Source organism: Thermus islandicus DSM 21543 (assembly GCF_000421625.1).
In the GTDB taxonomy this organism is placed as follows: domain Bacteria; phylum Deinococcota; class Deinococci; order Deinococcales; family Thermaceae; genus Thermus; species Thermus islandicus.
The window spans coordinates 232,076-254,589 of record NZ_ATXJ01000002.1 but is presented as its reverse complement, the minus strand read 5'-3'; the positions used below and the strand labels follow the sequence as shown (position 1 = coordinate 254,589).

At 68.9% G+C, this 22,514-nt stretch carries 21 protein-coding genes; 9 read left to right on the top strand and 12 right to left on the bottom strand.

Going from position 1 to position 22,514, the window contains the following annotated elements; all coding sequences use genetic code 11:
• Positions 1-10 precede the first annotated feature (10 nt).
• Positions 11-673, top strand: coding sequence for an L-serine ammonia-lyase, iron-sulfur-dependent subunit beta (gene sdaAB / locus H531_RS0103775; RefSeq protein ID WP_022798030.1), 663 nt, complete (start codon positions 11-13; stop codon positions 671-673).
• 11 nt (positions 674-684) lie between these two features.
• On the opposite strand, the gene H531_RS0103770 is transcribed toward sdaAB, so the two are convergent.
• The 5 genes from H531_RS0103770 to H531_RS0103750 form a co-directional block, all read right to left on the bottom strand.
• A complete protein-coding gene (locus H531_RS0103770) occupies positions 685-1,659 on the bottom strand; it encodes a sensor histidine kinase (protein ID WP_022798029.1) in 975 nt (324 codons plus the stop codon).
• The gene (lepA, locus tag H531_RS0103765) at positions 1,643-3,475 is read right to left on the bottom strand and encodes a translation elongation factor 4 (RefSeq protein WP_022798028.1); all 1,833 of its coding nucleotides are present in this window, start codon (positions 3,473-3,475) and stop codon (positions 1,643-1,645) included. Before lepA ends, H531_RS0103770 begins: the two co-directional genes overlap by 17 nt.
• 102 nt (positions 3,476-3,577) lie before the next feature.
• Complete coding sequence (locus tag H531_RS0103760; protein ID WP_022798027.1) at positions 3,578-4,804, bottom strand: aminopeptidase; 1,227 nt, start codon at positions 4,802-4,804, stop codon at positions 3,578-3,580.
• A gap of 31 nt (positions 4,805-4,835) precedes the next feature.
• Complete coding sequence (locus H531_RS14445; RefSeq protein ID WP_022798026.1) at positions 4,836-4,973, bottom strand: hypothetical protein; 138 nt, start codon at positions 4,971-4,973, stop codon at positions 4,836-4,838.
• 15 nt (positions 4,974-4,988) lie between these two features.
• Positions 4,989-5,228: an HTH domain-containing protein gene (locus tag H531_RS0103750; RefSeq protein WP_022798025.1), complete on the bottom strand. Its 240-nt coding sequence runs from the start codon at positions 5,226-5,228 to the stop codon at positions 4,989-4,991.
• 35 nt (positions 5,229-5,263) lie between these two features.
• Between H531_RS0103750 and polX the strand changes: the two genes are divergently transcribed.
• Positions 5,264-6,991, top strand: a complete 1,728-nt coding sequence (gene polX / locus H531_RS0103745) for a DNA polymerase/3'-5' exonuclease PolX (protein ID WP_022798024.1) — start codon at positions 5,264-5,266, stop codon at positions 6,989-6,991.
• On the opposite strand, the gene H531_RS0103740 is transcribed toward polX, so the two are convergent.
• Complete coding sequence (locus tag H531_RS0103740) at positions 6,969-7,628, bottom strand: type-5 uracil-DNA glycosylase (RefSeq protein WP_022798023.1); 660 nt, start codon at positions 7,626-7,628, stop codon at positions 6,969-6,971. The genes polX and H531_RS0103740 overlap by 23 nt on opposite strands.
• 54 nt (positions 7,629-7,682) lie before the next feature.
• Positions 7,683-9,248, bottom strand: a complete 1,566-nt coding sequence (locus H531_RS0103735) for an acyl-CoA carboxylase subunit beta (RefSeq protein ID WP_022798022.1) — start codon at positions 9,246-9,248, stop codon at positions 7,683-7,685.
• 69 nt (positions 9,249-9,317) lie between these two features.
• On the opposite strand from H531_RS0103735, the gene H531_RS0103730 reads away from it, so the two are divergent.
• The gene (locus H531_RS0103730) at positions 9,318-9,728 is read left to right on the top strand and encodes a hypothetical protein (RefSeq protein ID WP_022798021.1); all 411 of its coding nucleotides are present in this window, start codon (positions 9,318-9,320) and stop codon (positions 9,726-9,728) included.
• Positions 9,729-9,795: 67 nt separating this feature from the next.
• On the opposite strand, the gene H531_RS0103725 is transcribed toward H531_RS0103730, so the two are convergent.
• From H531_RS0103725 to H531_RS0103715, 3 genes are read right to left on the bottom strand one after another with little or no spacing between them, the layout of a single operon-like run.
• Positions 9,796-10,737 carry an electron transfer flavoprotein subunit alpha/FixB family protein gene (locus H531_RS0103725; RefSeq protein WP_022798020.1) on the bottom strand — a complete coding sequence of 314 codons (942 nt, stop codon included), beginning with the start codon at positions 10,735-10,737 and terminating at the stop codon, positions 9,796-9,798.
• 9 nt (positions 10,738-10,746) lie between these two features.
• Positions 10,747-11,490 (bottom strand): electron transfer flavoprotein subunit beta/FixA family protein, encoded by a 744-nt coding sequence (locus H531_RS0103720; protein ID WP_022798019.1) that lies wholly within the window; start codon positions 11,488-11,490, stop codon positions 10,747-10,749.
• A 9-nt stretch (positions 11,491-11,499) separates the two neighbouring features.
• On the bottom strand, positions 11,500-12,645 hold the full coding sequence (locus H531_RS0103715) for an acyl-CoA dehydrogenase family protein (protein ID WP_022798018.1): 1,146 nt from the start codon (positions 12,643-12,645) through the stop codon (positions 11,500-11,502).
• 92 nt (positions 12,646-12,737) lie between these two features.
• Between H531_RS0103715 and H531_RS0103710 the strand changes: the two genes are divergently transcribed.
• The 6 genes from H531_RS0103710 to H531_RS0103685 all read left to right on the top strand — a co-directional run bounded on the left by H531_RS0103710 (position 12,738) and on the right by H531_RS0103685 (position 20,671).
• Entirely contained in the window at positions 12,738-15,611 is a 2,874-nt protein-coding gene (locus H531_RS0103710; protein WP_022798017.1) for an ATP-binding protein, read from the top strand.
• A complete protein-coding gene (locus H531_RS0103705; protein ID WP_022798016.1) occupies positions 15,589-15,945 on the top strand; it encodes a response regulator transcription factor in 357 nt (118 codons plus the stop codon). Before H531_RS0103710 ends, H531_RS0103705 begins: the two co-directional genes overlap by 23 nt.
• 93 nt (positions 15,946-16,038) lie before the next feature.
• A complete protein-coding gene (locus H531_RS0103700) occupies positions 16,039-17,115 on the top strand; it encodes a TRAP transporter substrate-binding protein (protein ID WP_022798015.1) in 1,077 nt (358 codons plus the stop codon).
• 135 nt (positions 17,116-17,250) lie between these two features.
• A complete protein-coding gene (locus tag H531_RS0103695) occupies positions 17,251-19,170 on the top strand; it encodes a hypothetical protein (protein ID WP_022798014.1) in 1,920 nt (639 codons plus the stop codon).
• Positions 19,167-20,018 (top strand): dihydrodipicolinate synthase family protein, encoded by an 852-nt coding sequence (locus H531_RS0103690; RefSeq protein ID WP_022798013.1) that lies wholly within the window; start codon positions 19,167-19,169, stop codon positions 20,016-20,018. The genes H531_RS0103695 and H531_RS0103690 overlap by 4 nt, the downstream gene beginning before the upstream one ends.
• Entirely contained in the window at positions 20,006-20,671 is a 666-nt protein-coding gene (locus H531_RS0103685) for an LEA/WHy family protein (protein WP_022798012.1), read from the top strand. The genes H531_RS0103690 and H531_RS0103685 overlap by 13 nt, the downstream gene beginning before the upstream one ends.
• Here the strand turns inward: H531_RS0103685 and cdd are convergent.
• Together cdd and H531_RS12785 are read right to left on the bottom strand one after the other, a co-directional pair.
• Complete coding sequence (gene cdd, locus H531_RS0103680; RefSeq protein ID WP_022798011.1) at positions 20,668-21,042, bottom strand: cytidine deaminase; 375 nt, start codon at positions 21,040-21,042, stop codon at positions 20,668-20,670. The two genes, H531_RS0103685 and cdd, sit on opposite strands and share 4 nt — an antisense overlap.
• A complete protein-coding gene (locus tag H531_RS12785) occupies positions 21,011-22,360 on the bottom strand; it encodes a hemolysin family protein (RefSeq protein WP_022798010.1) in 1,350 nt (449 codons plus the stop codon). The genes cdd and H531_RS12785 overlap by 32 nt, the downstream gene beginning before the upstream one ends.
• Positions 22,361-22,514: the final 154 nt, after the last annotated feature.

Genomic DNA, 22,514 nt, shown 5'->3' with positions numbered 1-22,514 from the left:
TGCTAGCGGTATGGGCCTTCTGGACATGATCGGCCCGGTGATGGTGGGGCCCTCCTCCAGCCACACGGCGGGGGCCTGCCGCCTGGGCCTCCTCGCCCGGTACCTCCTCGGGGAGAGGCCGAGGCGGGTGGAGTTTGGCCTGCACGGCTCCTTTGCCAAGACGGGCCTGGGGCACGGCACCCACCTGGCGCTCACCGCCGGGGTTTTGGGCCTCCGGCCCGACGACGAGCGCCTTAAGGAGAGCCTTGCCCTGGCGGAGAAGGAGGGGCTGGAGGTGGTCTTCAAGGAGGTGGAGCTCGGGGATGTGCACCCCAACACCGTGCGCATGCTCCTGGAGGGGGAGAAGGAGCGGATCACGGTAACGGGAAGCTCCCTGGGCGGGGGGTTGGTGCGGGTCTTTGACGTGGACGGGTTTGAGGTGCGCATCACGGGGGCCATGCCCACCCTCGTGGTCCGCAACGTGGACACCCCAGGGGTGGTGGCCCGGGTGGCCCGCATCCTCGCCGACGACGAGGTGAACATCGCCTACCTCACCGTGAGCCGCAAGAAGCGGGGCGGGGAGGCCATGATGAGCCTCGAGGTGGACCGCCCCCTCTCCGAGGTACCCCTCCGGTACCTGGAGTACCTCTCCTACATCCTCTGGGTGCGCCAGATCCCCCCGGTGATGGACTGAGGCCGGGCCGCTTAGCGCCTGGGCAGCTCCAGGCGCAGGCCTGCCCCCCCTAGGGGGGTAGCGCAGGCGCGGAGGTGGCCCCCCAGGGCCTCCGCCACCCGCTTGGCGGTGTAGAGGCCGAGCCCCGAGCTTCCCTTGGGGCCTTCCCCCTGGCGGAAGGGCCGGGCCAGGACCTCCAGGGGCAGGGACAGCCCAGGCCCATCGTCCTCCACCGTGATGGCCCCCTCCTCCACCCTTACCCGAACCCGGGTCCTGGCGTGGCGCAGGGCGTTTTCCAGGAGGTTGGCCAGGGCCCTTTCCAAAAGCAGGCGTTCCCCTCGGGCCAGACCCACCCCCTCCACCTCCAAGCGGAGGCCCCGCCGCCTCGCCTCCCCCTGGTAGCGGAGGAGGAGGTCCTCCGCCAGGGCCCTGAGGTTCAGGGGGGTCCCCTGGGGGGCGCGGGCCTCGAGGCGGGCCAAGGCCAGGAGGTTTTCCACCAGGCGGTGGGCGCGGGCGAGCTCCTCCTTGAGCTCCCCCAGGAGGGCAAGCCGCCCTTCCCGCCCCAGGTGGTCCGCCCGCTCCAGGTACTCCAGGGCCCTCAGGGCGGAGAGAAGGGGGGTTTTGAGGTCGTGGGCCAGGGCGGCGTAGAAGGCCTCCCGGGCCTCCAAAAGCTCCTTAAGGCGCCCCAAGAGTTCCTGGAAGCGGCCCCTCAGCTCGGCGATCTCCTGGGGTGGGGGCTCCTTGGGGGCGGGCAGTCTGAGCTCGTTCACCGGACCCTCCCGGAGGGAGAGGTAGGCCAACGCCCGGGTGAGCTCCTCCAGCGGCCTGAGGAGGCTTCGCGAGAGGAGGTAGCCCACGAGGCCCGAGAGGAGGGCCAAAAGGAGGAGCCACACCAGGAGGGGAAGCCAAGGGCCCTGGCCCAGAAGCCCTAGGGTGAGGGCCAGGACCAGGTTGGGCAAAAAGGCCAAAAGGGCGATGACCAGGGCGAGCCTAGCCCTGAGGCTCATCCCGACCCGCCGAGAGCACCGCCAGGAAGGCTTCCTGGGGCACCTCCACCTTGCCGATGGCCTTGAGCCGCTTCTTCCCCTCCTTCTGCTTTTCCAGAAGCTTCTTCTTCCGGGTCACGTCCCCGCCGTAGCACTTGGCGAGCACGTCCTTTCGTAAGGCCTTCACCGTGGCCCGGGCGATGATCTTCCCCCCGATGGCCGCCTGGATGGGCACCTCAAAGAGCTGCCTCGGGATCACCTCGGCCAGCCGGTCCACGATGGCCCGGGCCATGGCGTAGGCCTTCTCCCGGTGGGCGATGAAGGTGAGGGCGTCCACGGGCTCCCCGTGAACCAGGATGTTCACCTTGACCAGGTCCCCCGGCTGGTAGCCGATCTGCTCGTAGTCCATGGAGGCGTACCCCCGGGAGACGCTCTTCAGCCGGTCGTGGAAATCGTAGAGGATTTCGGCAAAGGGGACCTCGTAGACGAGCTCCACCCGCTTCTGCGCTCCCGGCAAATAGGCCATGTTCTGGAGGCGCCCCCGCCGCTCCTGGACGAGCTGCATGAGGGCGCCCACGTACTCCTCGGGGGTGAAGAGGGTGAGCCTCACGTAGGGCTCGAGGATCTCCTCCACCCGGGTGGGGTCGGGGAGGTCGGCGGGGTTTAGGATCTCCAGCTCAGAGCCGTCCTTGAGCCTCACGCGGTAGACCACACTGGGGGCGGTGGCGATGAGGGAAAGGCCAAACTCCCTTTCCAGCCTCTCCTGGACGATCTCGGCGTGGAGAAGTCCCAGAAACCCGCAACGAAAGCCGAAGCCCAAGGCGGTGGAGGACTCGGGTTCAAAGGTGAGGGCGGCGTCGTTCAGCTTGAGCTTCTCCAGGGCGTCCCGGAGCTTCCCGTAGTCCCCCGAGTCCACCGGGTAGAGCCCGGCGAAGACCACGGGCTTGGCCGGGCGGAAGCCGGGGTAGGGGGTGGGGGTGGGGCGGTCCGAGAGGGTGAGGGTGTCGCCCACCTGGACGTCGTGGATGTCCCGGATGGCCGCCACAAGCCAGCCCACCTCCCCGGCCACGAGCTCCTCCGTGGGCACCAAGCCCTCGGGGGTGAAGACGCCCACCTTGTCCACGGTGAACTCCTTGCCCGTGGAGTAGATGCGGATCCGGTCTCCGGGCCGAACCCTGCCCTCAAAGAGGCGGAGGTAGGGGATCACCCCCTGGTAGGCGTCGTAGACGGAGTCAAAGATGAGGGCCTTCAGGGGGGCCTCGGGGTCGCCCTTAGGGGGCGGGATGCGCTTCACGATGGCCTCGAGGATCTCCTCCACGCCCTCCCCCGTCTTCCCCGAGGCAAAGATGGCCTCGTCGGCGGGAAGGCCTAGGACCTCCTCCACCTCCAGGGCCACCTCCAGGGGGCGGGCGTTGGGGAGGTCAATCTTGTTGATGACGGGGATCATCACATGGCCGTGCTCCAGGGCCATGTAGTACTTGGCCAGGGTCTCCGCCTCCACGCCCTGGCTCGCGTCCACCACGAGGAGCACCCCTTCCACCGCCGCCAGGGCCCGGGAGACCTCGTAGGTGAAGTCCACGTGCCCCGGGGTGTCAATGAGGTGGAAGAAGTACTCCTCCCCGTCCTTGGCCCGGTAGGTCACCCGCACCGCGCTGGCCTTGATGGTGATGCCCCGCTCCCTCTCCAGCTCCAGGGAGTCCAGAAACTGCTCCCGCATCTCCCGCTCGCTCACGGCGTGGGTGAGCTCCAGGATGCGGTCGGCTAGGGTGGATTTCCCGTGGTCCACGTGGGCGATGATGGAGAAGTTGCGGATCCGCTGGCTCGCCATCCTTCTCATCCTCAGGGGTCAAGGGGAGGAAGTCAAGCGAGGTGTCCGCACGTGGGTTTCGCACCATGGGGTGGCCAAACTAGGGCTTAAAGAGGCCCTTTTGGGGTGGTATTAGACCACCCACCTCCCCCGGCGCATGAGGGGGACGCGGGTGCCGTCCGGGTAGAGGCCGTCCACGTCCACCTCCTCCGAGCCCACCATCCAGTCCACGTGGACCAGGCTCTCGTTCCCACCCCGCCTTAGGAACTCCTCCCCCGAGGGGCGGCCCTCAAGGGTCTCGGCGTAGGCCTGGCCGAAGGCGAGGTGGCTGGCCGCGTTCTCGTCAAAGAGGGTGTCGTAGAAGACAAGGCCGGTCCTGGCGATGGGGTTTTGGGCGGGCACCAGGGCCACCTCGCCGAGGCGCCGCGCCCCCTCGTCGGCGGAGAGGAGCCGCAAGAGCACCTCCTCCCCCCGCTCCGCCCGCACCTCCACGGCAACGCCCCGTTCAAAGCGGGCGAAGATCCCCTCCACCAGGGTGCCGCCCAGGGCCAGGGGGCGGCTTGCGCGCACCACCCCCTCCACCCGTTCCCGGTGGGGGGCGGTGAAGACCTCCTCCGTGGGCAGGTTGGGGTTGCAGAGGCGGCCCTTCTGGGTGGGCGCGGCCCCGCCCCCCCAGAGGTGCCCCTCGGCGAGGCCCACGGTGAGGTCCGTCCCTGGGCCAAGGAAGTGGAGGGCGTGGAAGCGCCTGGCGTTCAGGTAGGCCACCTTCTCGTGGAGGGCGCGGTTGTGGGCCTCCCAGGCGGCGATGGGGTCCTCCTGGTCGGCTCGGGTGACCTGGAAGATCACCTCCCAGAGCTTTTTGACCGCTTCCTCCTCGGGAAGGTGGGGGAAGACCGCCCTCGCCCACCCCGGGTGGGCGAAGGGGACGATGGTCCAGTTGGTGGCGAAGGTGGTGATGGCCTCGAGGGCCGGCTTATAGGCCCGGGCGTTCCCCCTTTGCGCCCGGCCCACCCTTTCCGGAGGAAGGCCCTCCAGGGCCTTGGGGTCGTTCCCGGAGACGGCAAGCCTCGCCGCCCCTTCGCGGAAGGCCCGGGCCATGCCCTCGTAGAGCCACGAGGGGGCCTTGTCCAGGGCCTCCTCGGGGGCCAAGGAGAGGCGCGTTCGCGCCAGGGCGTTGTCCTGGTAGATCACGGTAAAGAGGCTTGCTCCCTGCCGGTAGGCCTCCTCGGCCAAAAGGCGCACGAAGTCCAAGGCCTCTACGGGGGCGGTGGCGATGACCTCCTGGCCCTCCTCCAGGTTGAGGCCCACCTTGACGGCGAGCTCCGCAAGCTTCTTTAGGTTTCTGCGAAAGGCGTCCACGCCCCAAGTCTTCCCTTGAGGGGGCCCGCCGTCAAGGCCTGGGGCAGGACCGGGGCCTTCCCAAGAGGAGGGTGAGGCCAGCGAGGAGGAGCAGGGGGAGGCGGTAGGCCTCGAGGGCGAGGGCCAGGGCCACAAGGAAGAGGGCGAGGGCGTAGCGAAGGCTTCCCACGCCCCCATTCTACGCCTAGGGCGCCTCCTCCACCTCCCTCAGGGCGTAAAGCCCCTTCCCCAAGGCCACCACGGGGCCCCGGGCCCACCGGGCCAGGGCGGAGAGCCGGATCCTGGCGATCTTCTCAGGTTCCCTCACCGCCTGCCAAAGGCCCATCTCCTTGAGGCGGCGGCCGATCTCGGCGTAGTGGAGGGGGCGGCCTTCCGCCCTCAAAAGCTCCACCACGGCTTTGCGGAAGCGGTCCGGCCTGGGCATGGGCGCTTCCGCCAGTATACCCGTATAGTGGGGCCATGAGGAACCAGGAGCTGGCCCGGATCTTTGAGGAGATCGGGCTCATGAGCGAGTTTCTCGGGGACAACCCCTTCCGGGTCCGGGCCTATTACCAGGCGGCCCGCACCCTTTACGACCTGGACACCCCCATAGAGGAGGTCGCCAAAAAGGGGAAGGAGGCCCTTCTGGAGCTTCCCGGGATCGGGCCAGACCTAGCGGAAAAGATCCTGGAGTTTTTGAACACGGGGAAGGTGCGAAAGCACGTGGAGCTCTCCCAAAAGGTACCCCGGGGGGTCCTTGCGGTCATGGAGGTCCCCGGCGTGGGGCCCAAGACGGCCCGGCAGCTCTACGAGGCCCTGGGGGTGGACTCCCTGGAGAGGCTCAAGGAGGCCCTGGAAAAGGGCGACCTCCTGAGGCTTAAGGGCTTTGGCCCCAAGAAGGTGGAGAGGATCCGGGAAGGTCTTTCCCTGGCCCAGGCCGCTGGGAAGCGGAGGCCCTTGGGGGCGGTGCTCTCCCTGGCCCGGAGCCTCTTGGAGGCCATCCGGGCCCTTCCCGGGGTGGAAAGGGCGGAGCTTTGCGGCTCGGCCAGGCGCTATAAGGACACCGTGGGGGACCTGGACTACCTGGTGGCGAGCGGGGAAGGCGCTAAGGTGGTGGAGGGCTTCGTCCGCCTCCCCCAGGTTAGGGAGGTCTACGCCAAGGGGAAGGAAAGGGCCACCGTCTTCCTGAAAAACGGCCTGCAGGTGGACCTGAGGGTCGTCCCCCCGGAAAGCTTTGGCGCGGGCCTCCAGTACCTCACGGGAAGCAAGGCCCACTCCATCCGCCTCCGCGCCCTCGCCCAGGAGAAGGGCCTGAAGCTTTCCGAGTACGGGGTCTTCCGGGGGGAGGAGAGGATCACGGGGGAGTCGGAGGAGGGGGTTTACAGGGCCCTGGGCCTCCCCTGGATTCCGCCTCCCCTAAGGGAGGACCAGGGGGAGGTGGAGGCCGCCCTAGAGGGGAGGCTCCCCAAGCTCATAGGGCTTTCCCAGGTCAAGGGGGACCTCCAGGTCCACTCCACCTACTCCGACGGGAAGAACACCCTGGAGGAGCTCTGGGAGGCGGCGAGGGCCCTGGGCTACCAGTACCTGGCCATCACCGACCACTCCCCGGCGGTGCGGGTGGCGGGGGGAGCCTCCCCCGAAGAAGCCCTGAAGCGCGTGGAGGCCATCCGCCGCTTCAACGAGGCCCACGGGCCCCCCTACCTCCTGGCGGGGGCCGAGGTGGACATCCACCCCGACGGCACCCTGGACTATCCGGACTGGGTGCTAAGGGAGCTGGACCTGGTCTTGGTCTCCGTCCACTCCCGCTTCAACCTTCCCAAGGCGGACCAGACGAAGCGCCTCCTCAAGGCCCTGGAGAACCCCTTCGTGCACGTCCTCGCCCACCCCACGGCGAGGCTTTTAGGCCGCCGGGCCCCCATAGAGGCGGACTGGGAAGCGGTCTTCAGGAGGGCACGGGAGCGGGGCGTGGCGGTGGAAATAGACGGCTACTACGAGCGCATGGACCTCCCAGACGACCTGGCCCGGATGGCCTACGGGATGGGCCTTTGGATCAGCCTCTCCACCGATGCCCACCAGGCGGACCATCTGCGCTTCATGGAGCTTGCCGTGGGGACGGCCCAGCGGGCCTGGATCGGGCCTGAAAGGGTCCTGAACGCCCTTTCCCATGGGGAGCTTCTCGCCTGGCTCAAAGCCCGGCGAGGCGCTTAGCCACGAGGAGCACCTCCAAAAACATCCCGCGGGTGAGCCTCCCCGTCTGGGTGTTCTGCCGGGAGACGTGGTAGCTGTCCAACAGGTAGCGCCCCTCCTCCAGAGGGTAAACCCTCCCGTGGGCGAAGGGGAAGGCTCCCTTACCGAGCCCGAGGTGGGCGAGGAGGGCCTCGTGGGCGATCCGCCCCAGGGCCAGGTAGACCCTAAGCCCGGGGAGGAGGGAGAGCTCCAGGTCTGTCCAGCGGGCGCAGGCCCTTAGCTCCTCCCGGCTGGGCCGGTTCTCCGGTGGGGCGCAGCGCACCGCGGCGGTGAGGTAGACCCCATAGAGCCTTAGGTCGTCTCCGGGCTGGCTTTCCGGCTTGCTGGAAAGCCCGGCCTCGTAGAGGAGGGGGTAGAGGAAGGCCCCGGAGGCGTCCCCGGTGAAGGGACGGCCCGTGCGGTTGGAGCCGTGGGCCCCGGGGGCGAGGCCGAAGAGGAGAATCCTGGCCTCTGGGTCCCCGAAGCCCGGGACGGGCCTCGCCCAGTAGCCTTCCCCCCGGAAGGCCCTCTTCCTGCCCGCCACCCCCTCCCGCCAGGCCACGAGGCGGGGGCAGAGGCGGCAGGCCACCAGGTCTTGGCGGAAGGCCTCGAGGTCCACGGGAACCAGGCTAGCCCCCCCTGCCCGGAAGGGCAAGGGTTGGGGAACCGGGCCTTAGAGCGGGATGTTGTCGTGCTTTCTCCAGGGACGTTCCTCCTTCTTCCCCCAGAGCATCCTCAGGTGCCGGTAAAGGACGCGCCGGGTGTCCTTGGGGTCAATGACGTCGTCAATGTACCCTCTCCCCGCCGCCACCCAGGGGTTGTCAAAGGCCCGGCGGTACTCCTCAATCTTCCGCCTGCGGGTCTCCTCGGGGTTTTGGGAGGAGAGGATCTCCTTGCGGTAGATGATGTTGGCCGCTCCCTCGGCCCCCATCACCGCCACCGCCGCCGTGGGCCAGGCCAGGACCACGTCCGCTCCCATGTCCTTGGAGTTCATGGCCAGGTACGCCCCCCCGTAGGCCTTGCGGGCGATGAGGGTGATCTTGGGCACCGTGGCCTCGGCGTAGGCGAAGAGCATCTTGGCCCCGTGCCGGATGATCCCCCCGTGCTCCTGGGCCACCCCGGGAAGGAAGCCCGTGACGTCCACCAGGGTGAGGAGGGGGATGCCGAAAGCGTCCATGGTGCGGATGAAGCGGGCCGCCTTGTCCGAGGCGTGGATGTCCAGGGCGCCCGCCATGAAGCGGGGGTTGTTGGCGATCACCCCCACGGGGTAGCCCCCGAGCCGCCCCAGGCCCACGATGATGTTCCGGGCGAATCGCGGCTGGATCTCCAAAAACTCCCCCCCGTCCAGGAGGGTCCGGATCACCTGGTGCATGTTGTAGGGCCTTTTGGCGTCGGGGTGGACGAGGTCCAAAAGCTCCGGGGTAGGGCGAAAGGGGTCGTCCTGGGGCTCCAGCACGGGGGGCCTCTCCCGGCTGTTCTGGGGGAGGTAGCTGAGGAGCTTCTTGATAAGGTCCAGGACCTCCCGGTCGTCCTTCCCCTCGAGGTGGGCCACGCCGCTTCGCTCCATGTGCACCTCGGCCCCGCCCAGCTCCTCAAAGGTCACCTCTTCCCGGGTGACGCTCTTGATCACCTCGGGACCGGTGATGAACATGTAGCTCGTGCCCCGGCTCATGAGGATGAAGTCGGTCATGGCGGGGCTGTAGACGGCGCCCCCGGCGCAGGGGCCCAGGATGGCGGAGATCTGGGGGATGACCCCGGAGTAGAGGGCGTTGCGGTAGAAGACCTCCCCGTAGCCGGAGAGGCTGTCCACCCCCTCCTGGATCCGGGCCCCCGCCGAGTCGTTGAGGCCGATGACGGGGGCCCCCACCTTGGCCGCCAGGTCCATGAGGCTTGCGATCTTGCGCCCGTGCACCTTGCCGAGGGAGCCCCCCAAGACGGTGAAGTCTTGGCTGAAGACGAAGACCAGCCTCCCCCCGATGGTGCCGTAGCCCGTCACCACCCCGTCGGCGGGGGCCTCGAGGCCCTCCATGAGGCCCGTTTCCAGGTGCTCGGCAAAGGGCATGAGCTCCACGAAGCTCCCCTCGTCCAGGAGGTAGTCTATCCGCTCCCGGGCGGTGAGCTTTCCCTGCTGGTGTTGCCTTTGGATGCGCTCCTCTCCGCCACCGAGGAGGACCCGCTTCCGCCTTTCCTCGAGCTCGGCCAGAAGCTCATCCAGGATGAGCCGGGCGTTATCGGCCATACGTGAGGGCATGATACAATGGCCCAAGGGCCCGGGAAAACCAGGGGCTCGCGGGAAAGGAGGTGTTCCATGAAAAGGTGGCTCTATCCCCTCTTGGCCCTGGTGGTCCTGGTGCTCCTCGCCCTGGCGGGCTACCAGGCCTACGCCTCCTACCGGGCGCTTAACAGCCGGGTGGCGGTCCTGGAGGCCCAGGTGAAGGCCCACGAGGCCACGCTCAAGTCCCTTGCCCAGCGCCTTTCCAAGGTGGAGGAGGAGGTCTTCAAGGCCAAAGCCCCTCCCCTCTCCTTCCCCGAGGTGCCCCGGGCCGAGGGCGGGAGCACCTGGCCTTATGTGGTGGGGGCAGTGGCGGTGGCCCTGCTCCTCTACCTTCTTCTGGCGCTAATGCGAAGGAAGACCCCGGAGCAGGGACCAAGGAACGAGGGTCCTCCGGAGCCTGGGGCGGCCCGGACGGAAGGGGAAGGGGCCCCGCCCCAAGGCTGAGGTGCGGCCCCGGCTGCCTAGCAAGAACCTCGCGGGGACGTTTTACCAGGGCCCGCATGGGGTGAAATCAGTCCTTCAGCTTCTTCACCGCCTGGATCAGGGCAGGGAGGATTTGGTGCACGTCCCCCACGATGCCGTAGTCGGCGTGCTTGAAGATGGGGGCCTCGGGGTCCTTGTTCACCGCCACGATGTACTTGCTCTTGTTCATCCCCGCCAGGTGCTGCACCGCTCCTGAGACCCCGAGGGCGAGGTAAAGGGAGGGCTGGACGGTCTTGCCGGTCTGGCCCACCTGCTCGGCGTAGGGCCGCCATCCCGCGTCCACCACGGCCCGGGTGGCCCCCACAGCCCCGCCCAGGAGGGCGGCGAGCTCCTCCACCAGCCTAAAGGCCTCAGCGCTCCCCATGCCCCGGCCCCCGGTGACCACGATGTCGGCCTCGGTGAGGGAAACCCCCTTCCTCTGCTCCTGAAGGCGCTCCAGCACCTCCACCGTGGGCACCTCGGGCACAGCCAAGGGCACCACCTCGGCCTCCCCCCCAAGGGGCTCGGCCAGGGGCGTGGTGTTGGGCTTAACCGTGAGGACCACGGGGAGGGCCGCCTTCACCCGCTGGGTCACCCGGTTCAGGTAGGCGTAGCGGGTGGCGTGGACCTCGCCTCCTTCGGGCCACGAGTCCAGGGTGTCCTCCAGGAGCCCCGCCTTGAGGGCGTAGGCCACCCGGCCCAGGTAGGCCCGGCTCTGCCTCGAGGAGGGCGCCAGGATGGCCTTCGCTCCCCCCTTGGCCGCCTCCAGGATCCCAGCCGCCCACCTCTCCGCGGTGTAGGGGCCCAGGACGGCGGTGTAGAGGGTCTCCACGTACCGCCGGGCCTCCTCCAGGGGAGCCTTCTCCTCGGCAAGGAGCACCCCGGCCACCCTTTCCCCGAAGGCTTCCCCGAGCCTCCGGGCCCGGGTTAGGGCCTCGAGGCTCGCCTTTTTGAGCCGGTTTCCGTCGTGGTCCAAAACCACCAGAATCATGGGCACCTCCTAGAGGACCTTGGCCTCCTCGTGGAGGAGCCGCACCAGCTCCTCCACGGCGGCCACGGGATCCTTGCCGTCCAGGATCTTGCCGAGCCTGGCCTTCTCCTGGATCTCCTCGGAAAGCAGCACCACCCTCGGGGAGAGGTGGGCCTCCACCTTCCGGATCTCCTTCTTCTTGGCCTTCATGATCCCGGGCAAGGTGGGGTAGCGGGGCTCGTTCAGGCCCTGCTGGGTGGTGAAGACGGCGGGAAGCCGCACCCTCACCCACTCCGCCCCCTCGTCCAGGTCGTGCTTGGCCCGGGCGGTCTCCCCTTCCAGCTCCAACGCCGTGGTCCAGGCCACCACGGGTACCCCCAGGGCCTCGGCCAGGGCGGCCCCCAGGGCCTGGCTGTCCCAGTCCGCCTGCTGTCCCCCGGTGAGGACCAGGGTGGGGGCCTCCTCCTTGAGCACGGGGGCCAGGGCCTCGGCCACGGCCACGGGGTCGGCGAAGCCCTCGTGGACCACGTGGACCCCGCGGTCCATCCCCATGGCCAAGGCGGTGCGGAGGGCCTCCTCGGTGCGCTCGGGGCCGAAGCCCACCACGATGGCCTCCCCGCCGTGCTTTTCCTTAAGGCGGAGGGCCTCCTCCACCGCATACTCGTCCATCTGGTCCAGGATTAGGGTGGCCCCGGAGAGGTCCACGCGCCCCCCTTGGATCCTGAGCCTGCTCTCCCCGTCGGGTACCTGCCGGATCACCGCTACGAACTTCATCTCTCCCCCTCACTCCGCCAGGAGGTGCCTGGCAATGATGAGCCGCTGGATCTCGTTGGTGCCCTCGTAGATCTGGTTGAGCTTCACATCCCTTAGGAGCTTTTCCACCGGGTACTCCCGCACGTAGCCGTAGCCGCCGTGGATCTGGATGGCCTGGTTGGCCGCCTCAAAAGCGATCTCCGAGGCGTAGGCCTTGGCGATGGCGCTGGCGTGGGCGTGGGGGAGGCCCTGGTCGGCAAGCCAGGCGGCGTAGTAGGTGTACATGCGGGCGGTCTCTATGCCCATCAGCATGTCCGCCAGCTTGAACTGGATGGCCTGGAAGCTTGCGATCTTCTGCCCGAAGGCCTCCCTCTCCAGGGCGTACTTCCTGGCCTCGTCCAGGGCGCGCCTCGCCACCCCCACGCTCCCCGCGGCCACAGGGATCCGGGTCTTGTTGAGGGTCTGCATGGCGATTTTAAACCCCTCCCCCTCCTCGCCCAGGCGGTTTTCCACGGGCACCCTCACGTCCTCAAAGACGAGCTCGTAGGTGCCGCTGGCCCTCTGGCCCATCTTCCCGTGGATCTTGATGGCCTTGAAGCCCGGCGCCCCCTTCTCCACCACCAGGGCCACCACCCCCTTGTGCCTCAGCTCGGGGTTCACCGTGGCGAAGACCACCACCCATTCCGCCTCGCCGCCGTTACTGATCCACATCTTGGTGCCGTTCAGAACGTAGTGGTCCCCTTGGCGGGTAGCCCTCGTCTTGAGGGCGGCCGCGTCGGAGCCGTTTCCCGGCTCGGAAAGGGCAAAGGCGGCCAGGGCCGGCTTTTCCGTGAGGGGCTTGAGGAAACGGCGCTTCTGCTCCTCCGTGCCGGCGAGGAGGACAGGGGTGATGCCCAGATCGCTCGCCATGGGGATGGTGTAGATGCCCATGCAGGCGTAGGCCAGCTCCTCCCCCACGAGGACCTCGTCCAGCATCTTGAGGCCCATCCCTCCGTAGGCCTCGGGGATGATGGCGTTGAGGAGGCCCACCTCGTGGAGCTTTTCTATGATGGGCCAGGGAACCTCCTCCTTCTCGTCGTACTCCCGGGCCACGGGGAGGATGACCTCCTTGGCGAAGCGCCGGGCCAGGGCCTGAAGCTGCTTCTGCTCCTCCGTAAGGCTAAAGTCTATGGGCATTCCCCACCTCCTCCGGGACCTCCCTTTGACCGAGTCTAAGATTTTTCACAGGCCCCATGCAACCCCGGCCCCCATGCTACCATGAGGCTTGGATGAGGCTTGTGGGGGAACTCCAGGTCCTTTCCCGCTTTCAGCGGGCCTTGTTAAAGGACCTCGAGCCCACCCAGATCCTGAGGAACCTCCTGGAGGTGGCCACCGAGGAGGGAGTGGAGCGGGCTGCCCTTTTCCTCTACCATCCCCAGACCCGGGAACTGGTGGGGGAGGTGGCCTCGGGGAGAGGGCAGCACTACACGGTGAGCGCCATCGCCCTTCCGGTTTACAGCAAGGGGCCAGTGCAGGAGGCCTTTTTTGAGGAAAGCCCCCTGCGAAAGGAGGAGGGCTGGTGGTTGCCGGTGGTGGGGGAAGGGGGAAGCTTCTGCTGGGCTAAGCCGGAGGCCCGGTGCACCCAGCGCCCCCGGGCCACCCGGGAAAACCGGCCCCTGGTCTGCCCTTCCTGCCCCGCCTTTGCCCCCCTTGGGGTGTTAAGCCTCGAGGGGGTTCCCCGGAGCCTCGAGCGGCTTCTGCCCCTCCTTGCCCAGCTCACCGCCTTGGCCCTAAAAAACGGCCGCCTCTTCACCGAGCGGGAGGAAGCCTTGGCCCATCTCCGGGCCCAGGCCGAAGCCCTAGCCCATGTCAACCAGGTGGCCCACGATGTGGCGCGCCTGTTGCAGCCCGAGGGGGTGTTGGAGCTTTTGGCCCGCGCCCTCAAGGAGCGCTTTGGCTTCTACCGGGTGACGGTGGCCTTGGTCCGGGGAGACCTGTTGGAGGGGCACCTGACCCTGCGGGGAGATGAGTTCTTTTGGACCGAGGGCCAAAGCCAGATCCGCTTCCCCCTGGCCACCTCGGCCGACCCATTGGTCCAGGCGCTACGCGAGCGAAAGACGCTGCTTTTGCCCCGTGAGGCGCTCCCCGAGCGGGCCCGCTCGGGGGTGGGCCCCAATGTGGCCGTGGTGCCCCTCCTCCTGGAGGAGGAAGCCCTAGGCGTCTTCAGCGTGGACCGGGGCCCAGGGGGCAGACCGGTGGGGGAAGAGGAGGTAGGGTACCTCGAGCTTTTGGCGGGGATCGTGGCGGTGGCCTTGAAGAACGCCCAGCTCTACCGGGAACGGGGCCGGCTGTCCTTGGCCCTGGCGGCGGAGCGGGGGCGGCTGGTGAGGATCCTGGAGGAACTTCCCGATGGCGTGGTGGTCCTCCTTGGGGAGGAGGGGTTTGCCAACCGCCGCGCCCGGGAGATCCTGGGCTTGGGGGAACGGGTGGTCCTCTCCCACCTGCCCGCCCAGTTGGGGCCGGCCCTGGAAGGGGGACGGCTGGAGGTCCTTTTCCAAGGGGTGACCTACAGCGTCCGGGGGCGGCGCGTGGGGGAGATGCGGGTTTTGGTGCTCCACGACATCAGCGAGCGGGCCAAGCTGGAACGGGCCCTCCGGGAGGAGGCCCGCTTCACCCAGAGCCTTTCGGAGATGGCCCAGGCCGCCCTGGCGGAACGGGGCCTGGCCAGGGTGGCCGAGGCCCTGGCGGCGAGGCTTACCCTTCTCTTCGGCGCCGACCGGGCCCTCTTCCTCGTGGAAGAGGCCGGGAGCCTTCGCTCCCTGAGCACCGGGGAGGAGGTCCCCCGGCCTAACCTCCTGGAGCAGGCCCTAGAGGAGGGCAGGCCCCTGCCCCTGGAGGAGGGGGCTAGGGGCCGGTGCGGCTTGGCTGAAGCCACGGAGGCCAAAGGCCTGGTGGTGGCCCCCTTTGCCGCCCCGGGCTTCCGTGGGGGCCTGGCCCTGGTCTACCGCAAACCCCGCCGCTTCGGGGAGCGCTTCTTGAGCCGGGTGGCCCAGGCGGCCAATCTGGCGGCTTTGGCCCTGGAGAAGGCCCGATTCTTGGATCACCTCGAGGCCGAGGAGGAGCGGCTAAAGGCCCTTCTGGAAAACGCCCAGGATGTGATCTACGTCTTGGACGACCATGGCCTCCTCCGCTTTGTGAGCGAAAGCGCCCGCGCCGTCTTGGGCTACGACCCCGAGGAGGTCAAGGCCCTGGGGGCTTGGGACCACGTGCACCCCGAGGACCGCCCCCGGGCCCAAAACCTCTTGGCCGAGCTCCTCGCCTGCCCCGGGGAGGTGAGGCGGGCGGAGCTTAAGGTCCTCCACCGGGACGGTACCCCCATCCCCGTGGAGGCCTGGGGGCGGAACCTCCTTCAGGACCCCAGGATCCGGGGGGTGGTGGTCACCCTCAGGGACCTTAGGCCCCGCCTCGAGGCGGAAAGGCTTAAGGGGGAGTTCATCGCCGCCGTTTCCCATGAGCTCCGCACCCCCCTGGCGGTGATCCTGGGCCTAGCGGAGCTCCTCAAGGAGGAGGTTCCCGAGGGGGCGCGGGAGTCGGTGGAGCTCATCCTGGAGGCGGCCTTCCGCCTGAAAACCATGGTGGACAACCTCCTGGACACAAGCCGCCTCGAGGCCGGCCGCTTTGAGATCGCCCGCCGTCCCGTGGACCTCCGCCCTCGCCTTTTAGACCTGGCCAAGAGCTTCCAGGGGGTGGCCCGGCTCTCGGGGGTGGCCTTCCGGGTAGAGGTGGAACCCCTGCCCCCCCTGGAGGCCGACCCTGAGCGGTTGCTCCAGGTGGTGGGGAACCTCCTCTCCAACGCCTTCAAGTTCACCCCTCCCGGGGGGGAGGTGCGCCTCAGGGCCTTTGCCCAAGAGGAGGCGCTCGTCTTGGAGGTCGCCGACACAGGCCCCGGCATCCCCGAGGAGGAGCTCCCCAAGCTCTTCCAGCGCTACGGCCGGGCCCAGGGCCCCCAAACCCGGGGGGTAGCGGGCACCGGACTTGGCCTCTACATCTCCCGGCACATCGTGGAGGCTCACGGCGGACGGATCGCCGTGGAGAGCCACCCGGGCCAAGGCGCCACCTTCCGGGTTATCCTACCCCTGTATGGCCCGCATCCTGGTGGTTGAGGACGAGCCCCTGGTAGCCCACCTGGTGCGGCGCCTGTTGGAGCGGGCCGGCCACCAGGTGGACTGGGCCCCCTCGGCCCAGGCGGCCCTGGCCAGGCTGGGGGAGGCCTACGACCTCGTGATCTGCGACCTCATCCTGCCCGGGGTTTCCGGCCTCGAGGTCATCCGGCGGGTGCGGGCCTTGGGGAAAACCCCGGTTTTAGCCCTTTCCGCCAGCGTCTCCGCCACGAGCCAGAAGGAGGCCCTGGAGGCCGGGGCCCAGGCCTTCCTGGGCAAGCCCTTTGAGGGGCAGGCCCTCCTGGGCCAGGTGGAGCGCCTCCTAAACACGGCCTAAGGCGGAATCCAAGGCCCCTTCTTTGGCCCGGTCGGGGATCGCGTGGGGCCGAATCGGGGTCAGGAGCGTAGACTTAAGGAGAAAGGAGGCCCTATGGAGCGGCGGAGGTTTCTGAAGCGGGTGGGGGTCGGCCTGGCAGCGAGCCTCGTCTACACCGCCTTTGCCCAGGCGGCCCCTCAGGTGCGCTGGCGCCTGGTCTCCAGCTACCCCAAGAGCCTGGACACCCTCTTTGGAGGAGCGGAGGACCTGGCGCAACGGGTTTCTGAGCTCACCGGAGGGCGGTTCCAGATCCGCGTCTTCCAGGCAGGGGAGATCGTGCCGGGAGGGCAGGTACTGGACGCCGTGCAGCAGGGAACCGTGGAGGCGGGCCACACCTACGGCCCCTTCTACGTGGGGAAGAACCCGGTTCTGGCCTTTGACGGAGGCGTGCCCTTCGGCATGACCTACCGCCAGCATAACGCCTGGATGCGTTTCGGCGGGGGTCTGGAGCTTCTCCGGCAGGTCTACGCCGACTTCGGGGTGGTGCAGTTCCCTGGGGGCAACACCGGAACCCAGATGGGAGGCTGGTTCCGCCGCGAGATCCGGACCCTCGCGGACCTGAAAGGGCTCAGGATGCGGATCCCCGGCCTTGGGGGCTTGGTGATGGGGCGGCTGGGCGTGGTGCCCCAGACCCTGGCCGCGGGGGACATCTACCCCGCCTTGGAGCGGGGCACCATTGACGCCACGGAGTTCAGCGGCCCCTATGACGACGAGAAGCTAGGGTTTTACAAGGTGGCCCGCTATTACTACTATCCGTCCTTCTGGGAGCCCAGCGCCCAGCTCTCCTTCCTGGTGGGGCAGAGGGAGTGGGCGAGGCTTCCTAAGGAGTTCCAGGAGGCCTTCCAGGTGGCCGCGGCGGAGGTCAACCTCACCATGATGGCCAAGTACGATGCCCTCAACCCCCCGGCCCTGGGGCGCCTCCTCGCGGCGGGCGTGCGCCTTAGGAAGTGGCCGGGCGAGGTGATGAAGAAAGCCCTGGAGGAGGCCCGGGCCCTCTACGAGGAACAGGCAGCCAAGGACCCCCTCTACCGCAAGGTGTACACCGCCTACTGGGCTTTCCGGCAGGAGGAGTACCGCTGGTTTGCCGTGGCCGAGCTGGGTTACGAAGCCTTTGCCTTCCCCGCACCCTAACAAGATGGGATGGCCAAACTAGGGCTGTGTAGCCGTTTCCCTGGTCCATCCATGCCGCAACCCAGGAGGGCTTCCCTTCTCCCCGTCCATGGGCTCGGCCTCCTGGCCCCGGAAAGGCCGGGGTAGAATAGCGCCATGCGTCTATGGATCGCCTTGGCCTTCCTGGGCCTTGGGGCTTTGGGCCAGTCCCTCCTCCTGCCGGAAACCGCCCGCGTGGGGGAGCCCCTTTTCCTGGAGGGCAAGGACCTCCCCCCAGGCCGATTTCCCCTGGAGGTGGCAGGCCCCAAGGGGACCCAGGCCCTGGAGGTGGAAAGCCAGGGAGGGGGGTTCCGTCTCCCCTTCACCCCGGAAGCCCCGGGGGAGTACCGGGTCCGCCTCGCCCTTCCCTCCGGGGCGGTGGAAGGGTGGTTCACCGCCTTGGCGCCCCAGGCCCCCGAGCTCACCCCGGAGGGCCTCCGCCTCCCCTGGGGCCTCCTCCCCCTCCCTCCCGGGGCCTGGCTCGGACCCCTGGTGGAAGGGGAGAGGGCCTTCGTGGCCCAGGGGCTTCTCGTGGCGGAGGCCAGCCTTAAGGGGCCCGGGGTCCGCTTCTACTTCGCCCCCAGAAGGGTGCTGGCCCTGCGCCCGGGACCCGAGGCCCTCCTCGCTGGGGACCTGGTGCTCCCCATCCCCTTCCCCCCCTTGCCCTTTGAGGGGACGGAGGAGGACCTGAGGGGCCTCAGACCCCTCCTGGAGGCCCTCAAGCCCCCCAAGCCCTGGCCCTACTTCGCCTATTGGGCCCTGGAGCCTAAAGCCCTGAGCGAGGAGGACCTGAGGGCCTACGGGCAGGACCTCCTCGCCCGGGGCCACCGCCCCGAGCTCCTCTTCGGCCAGGAGGGGGTGCGCCGCATGGCGGAGGCCGCCCGCGCCCTGGCCCAGGAGAATCCCGCCCAGGCCCTTAGCCTTACGGAGGCGCTGCTCCGCTACACCCCCCTCTTCCCGGGCTCCCTGGCCTTCTTCCAGGAGCGGGCGGAGGCCCTCGAGGCCCAGGGGCGGCCCGCCCAGGCCCTGGCCCTGAGGGAGAGGGCCCGGTACCTGAGGGCCTGGCTCCCTCCGGACCTTGGCCCCCTACCCGAGGGCCTCTACGCCCTGGGGCTGGCCTACCTCTTCCTCATGGCCTACCTCTTCCTCTACTACCTCCCCGCCCAGCTTCGGGACCTCAGGCCCATCGGCGGGTTTCTCGGGGGGTATCTCCGGCACCCCCTTCTGCGCCTCAGGCACCTCTTCCTGGCCTACGCCAGCTTAGGGGAGCGGCTCCTGGCCCTGCTCCTCCTCCTTGCCCTGGGGGCAGGCTTCCTCCTCTACGGCCTGGACCGGGAGGCGCGCGCCCAGCTGACCGCGCCGCCCCTGGACCAGGGGAGCCTGCGCACCCAGGCTGCCCTGGACTGGCTCCGCAAACAGCCCCCCCTTCCCGAGGTGAAGGCCCTCTTGGGCTATGCCCTCCTGCCCCAAGCCCCCCGGGAGGCCAGGAAGCTCCTGGCAGAGGGCGCCTTCCCCTTCGCCCGCGCCCTCTTGGGGGAGGAGGGGTCCTTGGCCCGGGCCTACGCCGAGGCCCCCCTCGAGGGCCCCATCCGCACCGCCTTGGGCCTGGGGCAGGACCCCTGGGGCGAGCGGGAGCCCGGGCCTAGCCTCCGCACCCTCTACCTCATCCTCCTAAAGGTGGAGTGGGCCCGCCTCCTGGAAGACCCCCTGCGGCGCGCCCCGCGCCTCGCCCTGCCCGTGGCCCCAGGGGCAAGGCCCTGGGGGCTTGTCCTCTTCCTCCTCCTCCTCGCCTACCACCTCCTGGCCTTCCTCCTCCCGCGGCGCCGGGGGCAGGTCGCCCCCGCCTGGGCCCTTCTCGTGCGGCTTCTGGTGCCGGGAAGCCTGGGCTTTTCCGGAGGCCTAGGCCTGGCCCTCCTCCTGCTCTTCGCCTTCGGCCTCCTCCAGACCCTCCGGGGAGAGGGGGCGGGGCTTCTCCTCTTGGCCTACGGCCTCCACTTCCTCCTCTTCGCCCTGGGGCCCCTGAGGAGGCGGGCGTGATCCTCCCCCCTATCCCCACCCCCTTTGACCGGGAAGGCCGCTTGGACACCGAGGCTTTCCGGGAGCTGGCGGAGGCCCTCGAGCCTCTGGTGGATGGCCTTTTGGTCTACGGCTCCAACGGGGAGGGGGTCCACCTCACCCCCGAGGAGCGGGCCCAAGGCCTGCGGGCGCTCAAGCCCGGGAAGCCTTTTCTGGTGGGGCTGATGGAGGAGACCCTGCCCCAGGCGGAAAGGGCCCTGGAGGAGGCGAGGGCGGCCGGGGCCTGGGCCCTCCTCGCCACCCCGCCCCGCTACTACCACGCAAGCCTCGGGGAAGGCCTCCTCCGCTACTACGAGGCCCTGGCGGAGAGGATGCCCCTCTTCCTCTACCACGTGCCCCAGAACACCCGGGTAGACCTCCCCCTCGCCCTGGTGGCAACCCTGGCCCGGCACCCCCAGGTCCAGGGCCTCAAGGACTCCAGCGGCGAGATGGCCCGGTTCGCCTTCTACCAGGCCCACCTGGGAGGCCTTCGGGTCTATACGGGCCACGCGCCCACCTTCCTCGCCGCCTTGGCCCTGGGGGCGGAAGGGGGGATCCTCGCCGCGGCGAACCTCGCCCCTAGGGCCTACCGGGCCCTTCTGCATCGCTTCCGGGAAGGAAGGCTGGAGGAGGCCCAGGCCCTGCAGAGGAAGCTCTTCCCCCTGGGAGACCTCCTGGCCAGGGGCGGGGTGCCCCTCCTGAAGCAGGCCCTCCGCCACCTGGGCCTGCCCGCGGGCTACCCCAGGCCCCCCTACCCGGCGGAAAGTCCGCTTTGGGAAAGCTTCCTCCCCGTCCTGGAGGAGCTTAAGGAAGAGGGGTGGATCCTGTGAGGCGTCCCCTCCTCGCCCTCCTCTTCGTCCTCGCCGCCTGCGCCCCGAGGCCCCTCGCCCCCGAGGCCCGCTACCTGGGGGGCGCCTTGCGGGGCCTGGAGCTCGCCCCTGGGCCCGCCCTCCTCCTAGAGGTGCGGGTGGCCTTCCAAAACCCGAACCCCTTCCCCCTTCCCCTCTCCGCCTTCGGGACACGGCTCCGGGTGGGGGGGGTGGCCGTGCCCTTGGACCTCACCCTTCCCCCCGGAGAGAAGGAGGTGGCCCTTCCGGTGCGCCTCACGCCGGGGGAGGCCCTGGAGGCCGCCCGGGCCCTCCTGTCCACAGAAGGGGTGGAGGTGGCCCTCGAGGGCGAGGTCCTGGGCCAGCGCCTTACCTTCTTCCGCGCCCGCCTCGCCCTCCCCCTAAAGCCCGTGCAGGTGCGCTGGGAGGGGAATAGCCTCCTTCTAGAAAACCCTAACCCCATCCCCCTACGGGCCGAAGGCCTCCTCACCCTTCTGGGCCAGCGCCTTGCCGTGCGGGTGGACCTGCCCGCCCGAGGGGAGGGGAGGCTTTGGGTGGAGGGCCTCCGCCTCGGCCTCGAGGGGGGCAGGCCCCGGCTGGAGCTTTGGCTGGAGGTGCCGGGCTTTTTGCGCCAGGCCCTAATCCTGGAGCTCTAGAGCCGGAAGGCCATGGGGAGGAGGGTCCCCAGGGTGGTGACCACCTCCCCCTCGGGGCCATGGAGGACCACCTCCACCTCCGGCCCCCCGAACTCCAAAAGCACCTGCCGGCACCCCCCGCACGGGGGAATAGGCCCCTTGGGGCTGTAGACGTGCACCCGCTCCAGGCGGCGCTTCCCCGCGAGGACCATGGCGGCCACGGCGTTCCGCTCGGCGCACTGGGAGAGGGGGTAGGAGGCGTTCTCCACGTTCACCCCAAGGAAAACCTCCCCCCCGGCCTCGAGGAGGGCCGCCACGGGAAAGCCCGAGTAGGGGGCGTAGGCGCGGTCCACGTGGGCCTTAAGCAAGGCCTTGATCCTGTCCCTCTCCATGCTCCACCAACCGCTCCACCCGCACCCGCTCTATGCGGCGCTGGTCGGCGCTCTCCACCAAGAAGCGGAACCCCTGCCACTCCACGCTCTCCCCCACGCCGGGGATGCGGCCAAAAAGCTCGTAGAGGAAGCCCGAAAGGGTATCGTACTCCCCCTCGGGAAGCTCCACCCCGAGGGCCTCGGACACCTCGTCCACGGGGGTCTGGGCCTGGATGGAGAAGGAACCGTCCGGAAGCCGCTTGATGGGCTGGTCCTCGGGCTCGTCCGTCTCGTCGTAGATCTCCCCGACGATCTCCTCCATGACGTCCTCTAGGGTCACGAGACCCGCCGTCCCCCCAAACTCGTCCACCACGATGGCCATGTGGACCTTCCGGCGCCGGAGCTCCTTGAGGAGCGTCCAGGCGTCCATGTTCTCGGGCACGAAGTAGGCGGGATGGGCAATGGAGGCCACGGTCCGGGCCACGAGTCCGTCGCAGGCGTAGTCCAGGAGGTCCTGGGCGTAGGCCACCCCCACGATGTGGTCCACGCTCTCCCTGTACACCGGCACCCGGCTGTAACGGTGCTCGCGAAAGAGGTGGAGGAAGTCCTCCAGGGTGGCCTCGGCCTCAATGGCCACCATGTCCACCCGGGGGGTCATGATCTCCCGCACCGGGGTCTCCTCCAGCTCCAGGATGTGCTGGATAAGCTCCCCTTCCTCCCGGTCCAGCACCCCCTGACGGCTGGAGGCCTCCACCAGGAGCTTGAGCTCCTCGGGGGAACCCACCAGGGTGTGGGTGGACGCGGACTCCAGGCGGAAGAAGCGCAGGACCAGGTTGCCCAGGCCGTTCATCACAGCGATGAGGGGCCGGAAGAGGAGGAGAAAGGCGTGGAGGGGCAGGATGACCCAGAAGGCGACCCGCTCCGCCATCTGCAGGGCAAGGCCCTTGGGGGCAAGTTCCCCCAGGATCACGTGGAGCAGGGTGATGAAGGCGAAGGCGAGGGTGAAGCTCAGGGCGTGGAGGGCCGCTCCGTCCAAACGGTGCCCCAGGAGGGCGAGGAAGAGGGGGTCAAGGAGCCGGGCCAAAAAAGGCTCCCCCGCCCAGCCTAGGCCCAGGGAGGCCATGGTAATGCCCAGCTGGCAAGCGGCGATGTAGAGGTCCAGCTGGTCCAGGGCGCGCCGGAGAAGGCCTGCCAACCAGACCCCCTCCTGGGCCAGGTGCTCCACCCGGGTGCGCCGCACGGCCACCAGGGCAAACTCCGCCGCCACGAAAAAGGCATTGGCCAGGATGAGGAGGCCGATGACCGAGGCTCCGAGCAGGAAGTGGGCTAGGTCGTCCATAGGGAAGCGTCAACCCGCCCCGCGGGCCACCCCAAGGGGAGGCGGGTGCGGGGCGGACTTGGCGGCCGATCCATAACCGCTGCCCCCCAGCATAGCAGACGGGGAGGCGGAGGGCAAGGAAAACCTTGACCCCATGGTTTACAAGTATGTATTG

Coding starts and splice junctions, on each gene's coding strand:
- sdaAB (WP_022798030.1), top strand. CDS start 11: ATGGGCCTTCTGGACATGATCGGCCCGGTGATGGTGGGGCCCTCCTCC.
- H531_RS0103770 (WP_022798029.1), bottom strand. CDS start 1,659: ATGAGCCTCAGGGCTAGGCTCGCCCTGGTCATCGCCCTTTTGGCCTTT.
- lepA (WP_022798028.1), bottom strand. CDS start 3,475: ATGAGAAGGATGGCGAGCCAGCGGATCCGCAACTTCTCCATCATCGCC.
- H531_RS0103750 (WP_022798025.1), bottom strand. CDS start 5,228: ATGCCCAGGCCGGACCGCTTCCGCAAAGCCGTGGTGGAGCTTTTGAGG.
- polX (WP_022798024.1), top strand. CDS start 5,264: ATGAGGAACCAGGAGCTGGCCCGGATCTTTGAGGAGATCGGGCTCATG.
- H531_RS0103735 (WP_022798022.1), bottom strand. CDS start 9,248: ATGGCCGATAACGCCCGGCTCATCCTGGATGAGCTTCTGGCCGAGCTC.
- H531_RS0103730 (WP_022798021.1), top strand. CDS start 9,318: ATGAAAAGGTGGCTCTATCCCCTCTTGGCCCTGGTGGTCCTGGTGCTC.
- H531_RS0103725 (WP_022798020.1), bottom strand. CDS start 10,737: ATGATTCTGGTGGTTTTGGACCACGACGGAAACCGGCTCAAAAAGGCG.
- H531_RS0103720 (WP_022798019.1), bottom strand. CDS start 11,490: ATGAAGTTCGTAGCGGTGATCCGGCAGGTACCCGACGGGGAGAGCAGG.
- H531_RS0103715 (WP_022798018.1), bottom strand. CDS start 12,645: ATGCCCATAGACTTTAGCCTTACGGAGGAGCAGAAGCAGCTTCAGGCC.
- H531_RS0103710 (WP_022798017.1), top strand. CDS start 12,738: ATGAGGCTTGTGGGGGAACTCCAGGTCCTTTCCCGCTTTCAGCGGGCC.
- H531_RS0103705 (WP_022798016.1), top strand. CDS start 15,589: ATGGCCCGCATCCTGGTGGTTGAGGACGAGCCCCTGGTAGCCCACCTG.
- H531_RS0103700 (WP_022798015.1), top strand. CDS start 16,039: ATGGAGCGGCGGAGGTTTCTGAAGCGGGTGGGGGTCGGCCTGGCAGCG.
- H531_RS0103695 (WP_022798014.1), top strand. CDS start 17,251: ATGCGTCTATGGATCGCCTTGGCCTTCCTGGGCCTTGGGGCTTTGGGC.
- cdd (WP_022798011.1), bottom strand. CDS start 21,042: ATGGAGAGGGACAGGATCAAGGCCTTGCTTAAGGCCCACGTGGACCGC.
- H531_RS12785 (WP_022798010.1), bottom strand. CDS start 22,360: ATGGACGACCTAGCCCACTTCCTGCTCGGAGCCTCGGTCATCGGCCTC.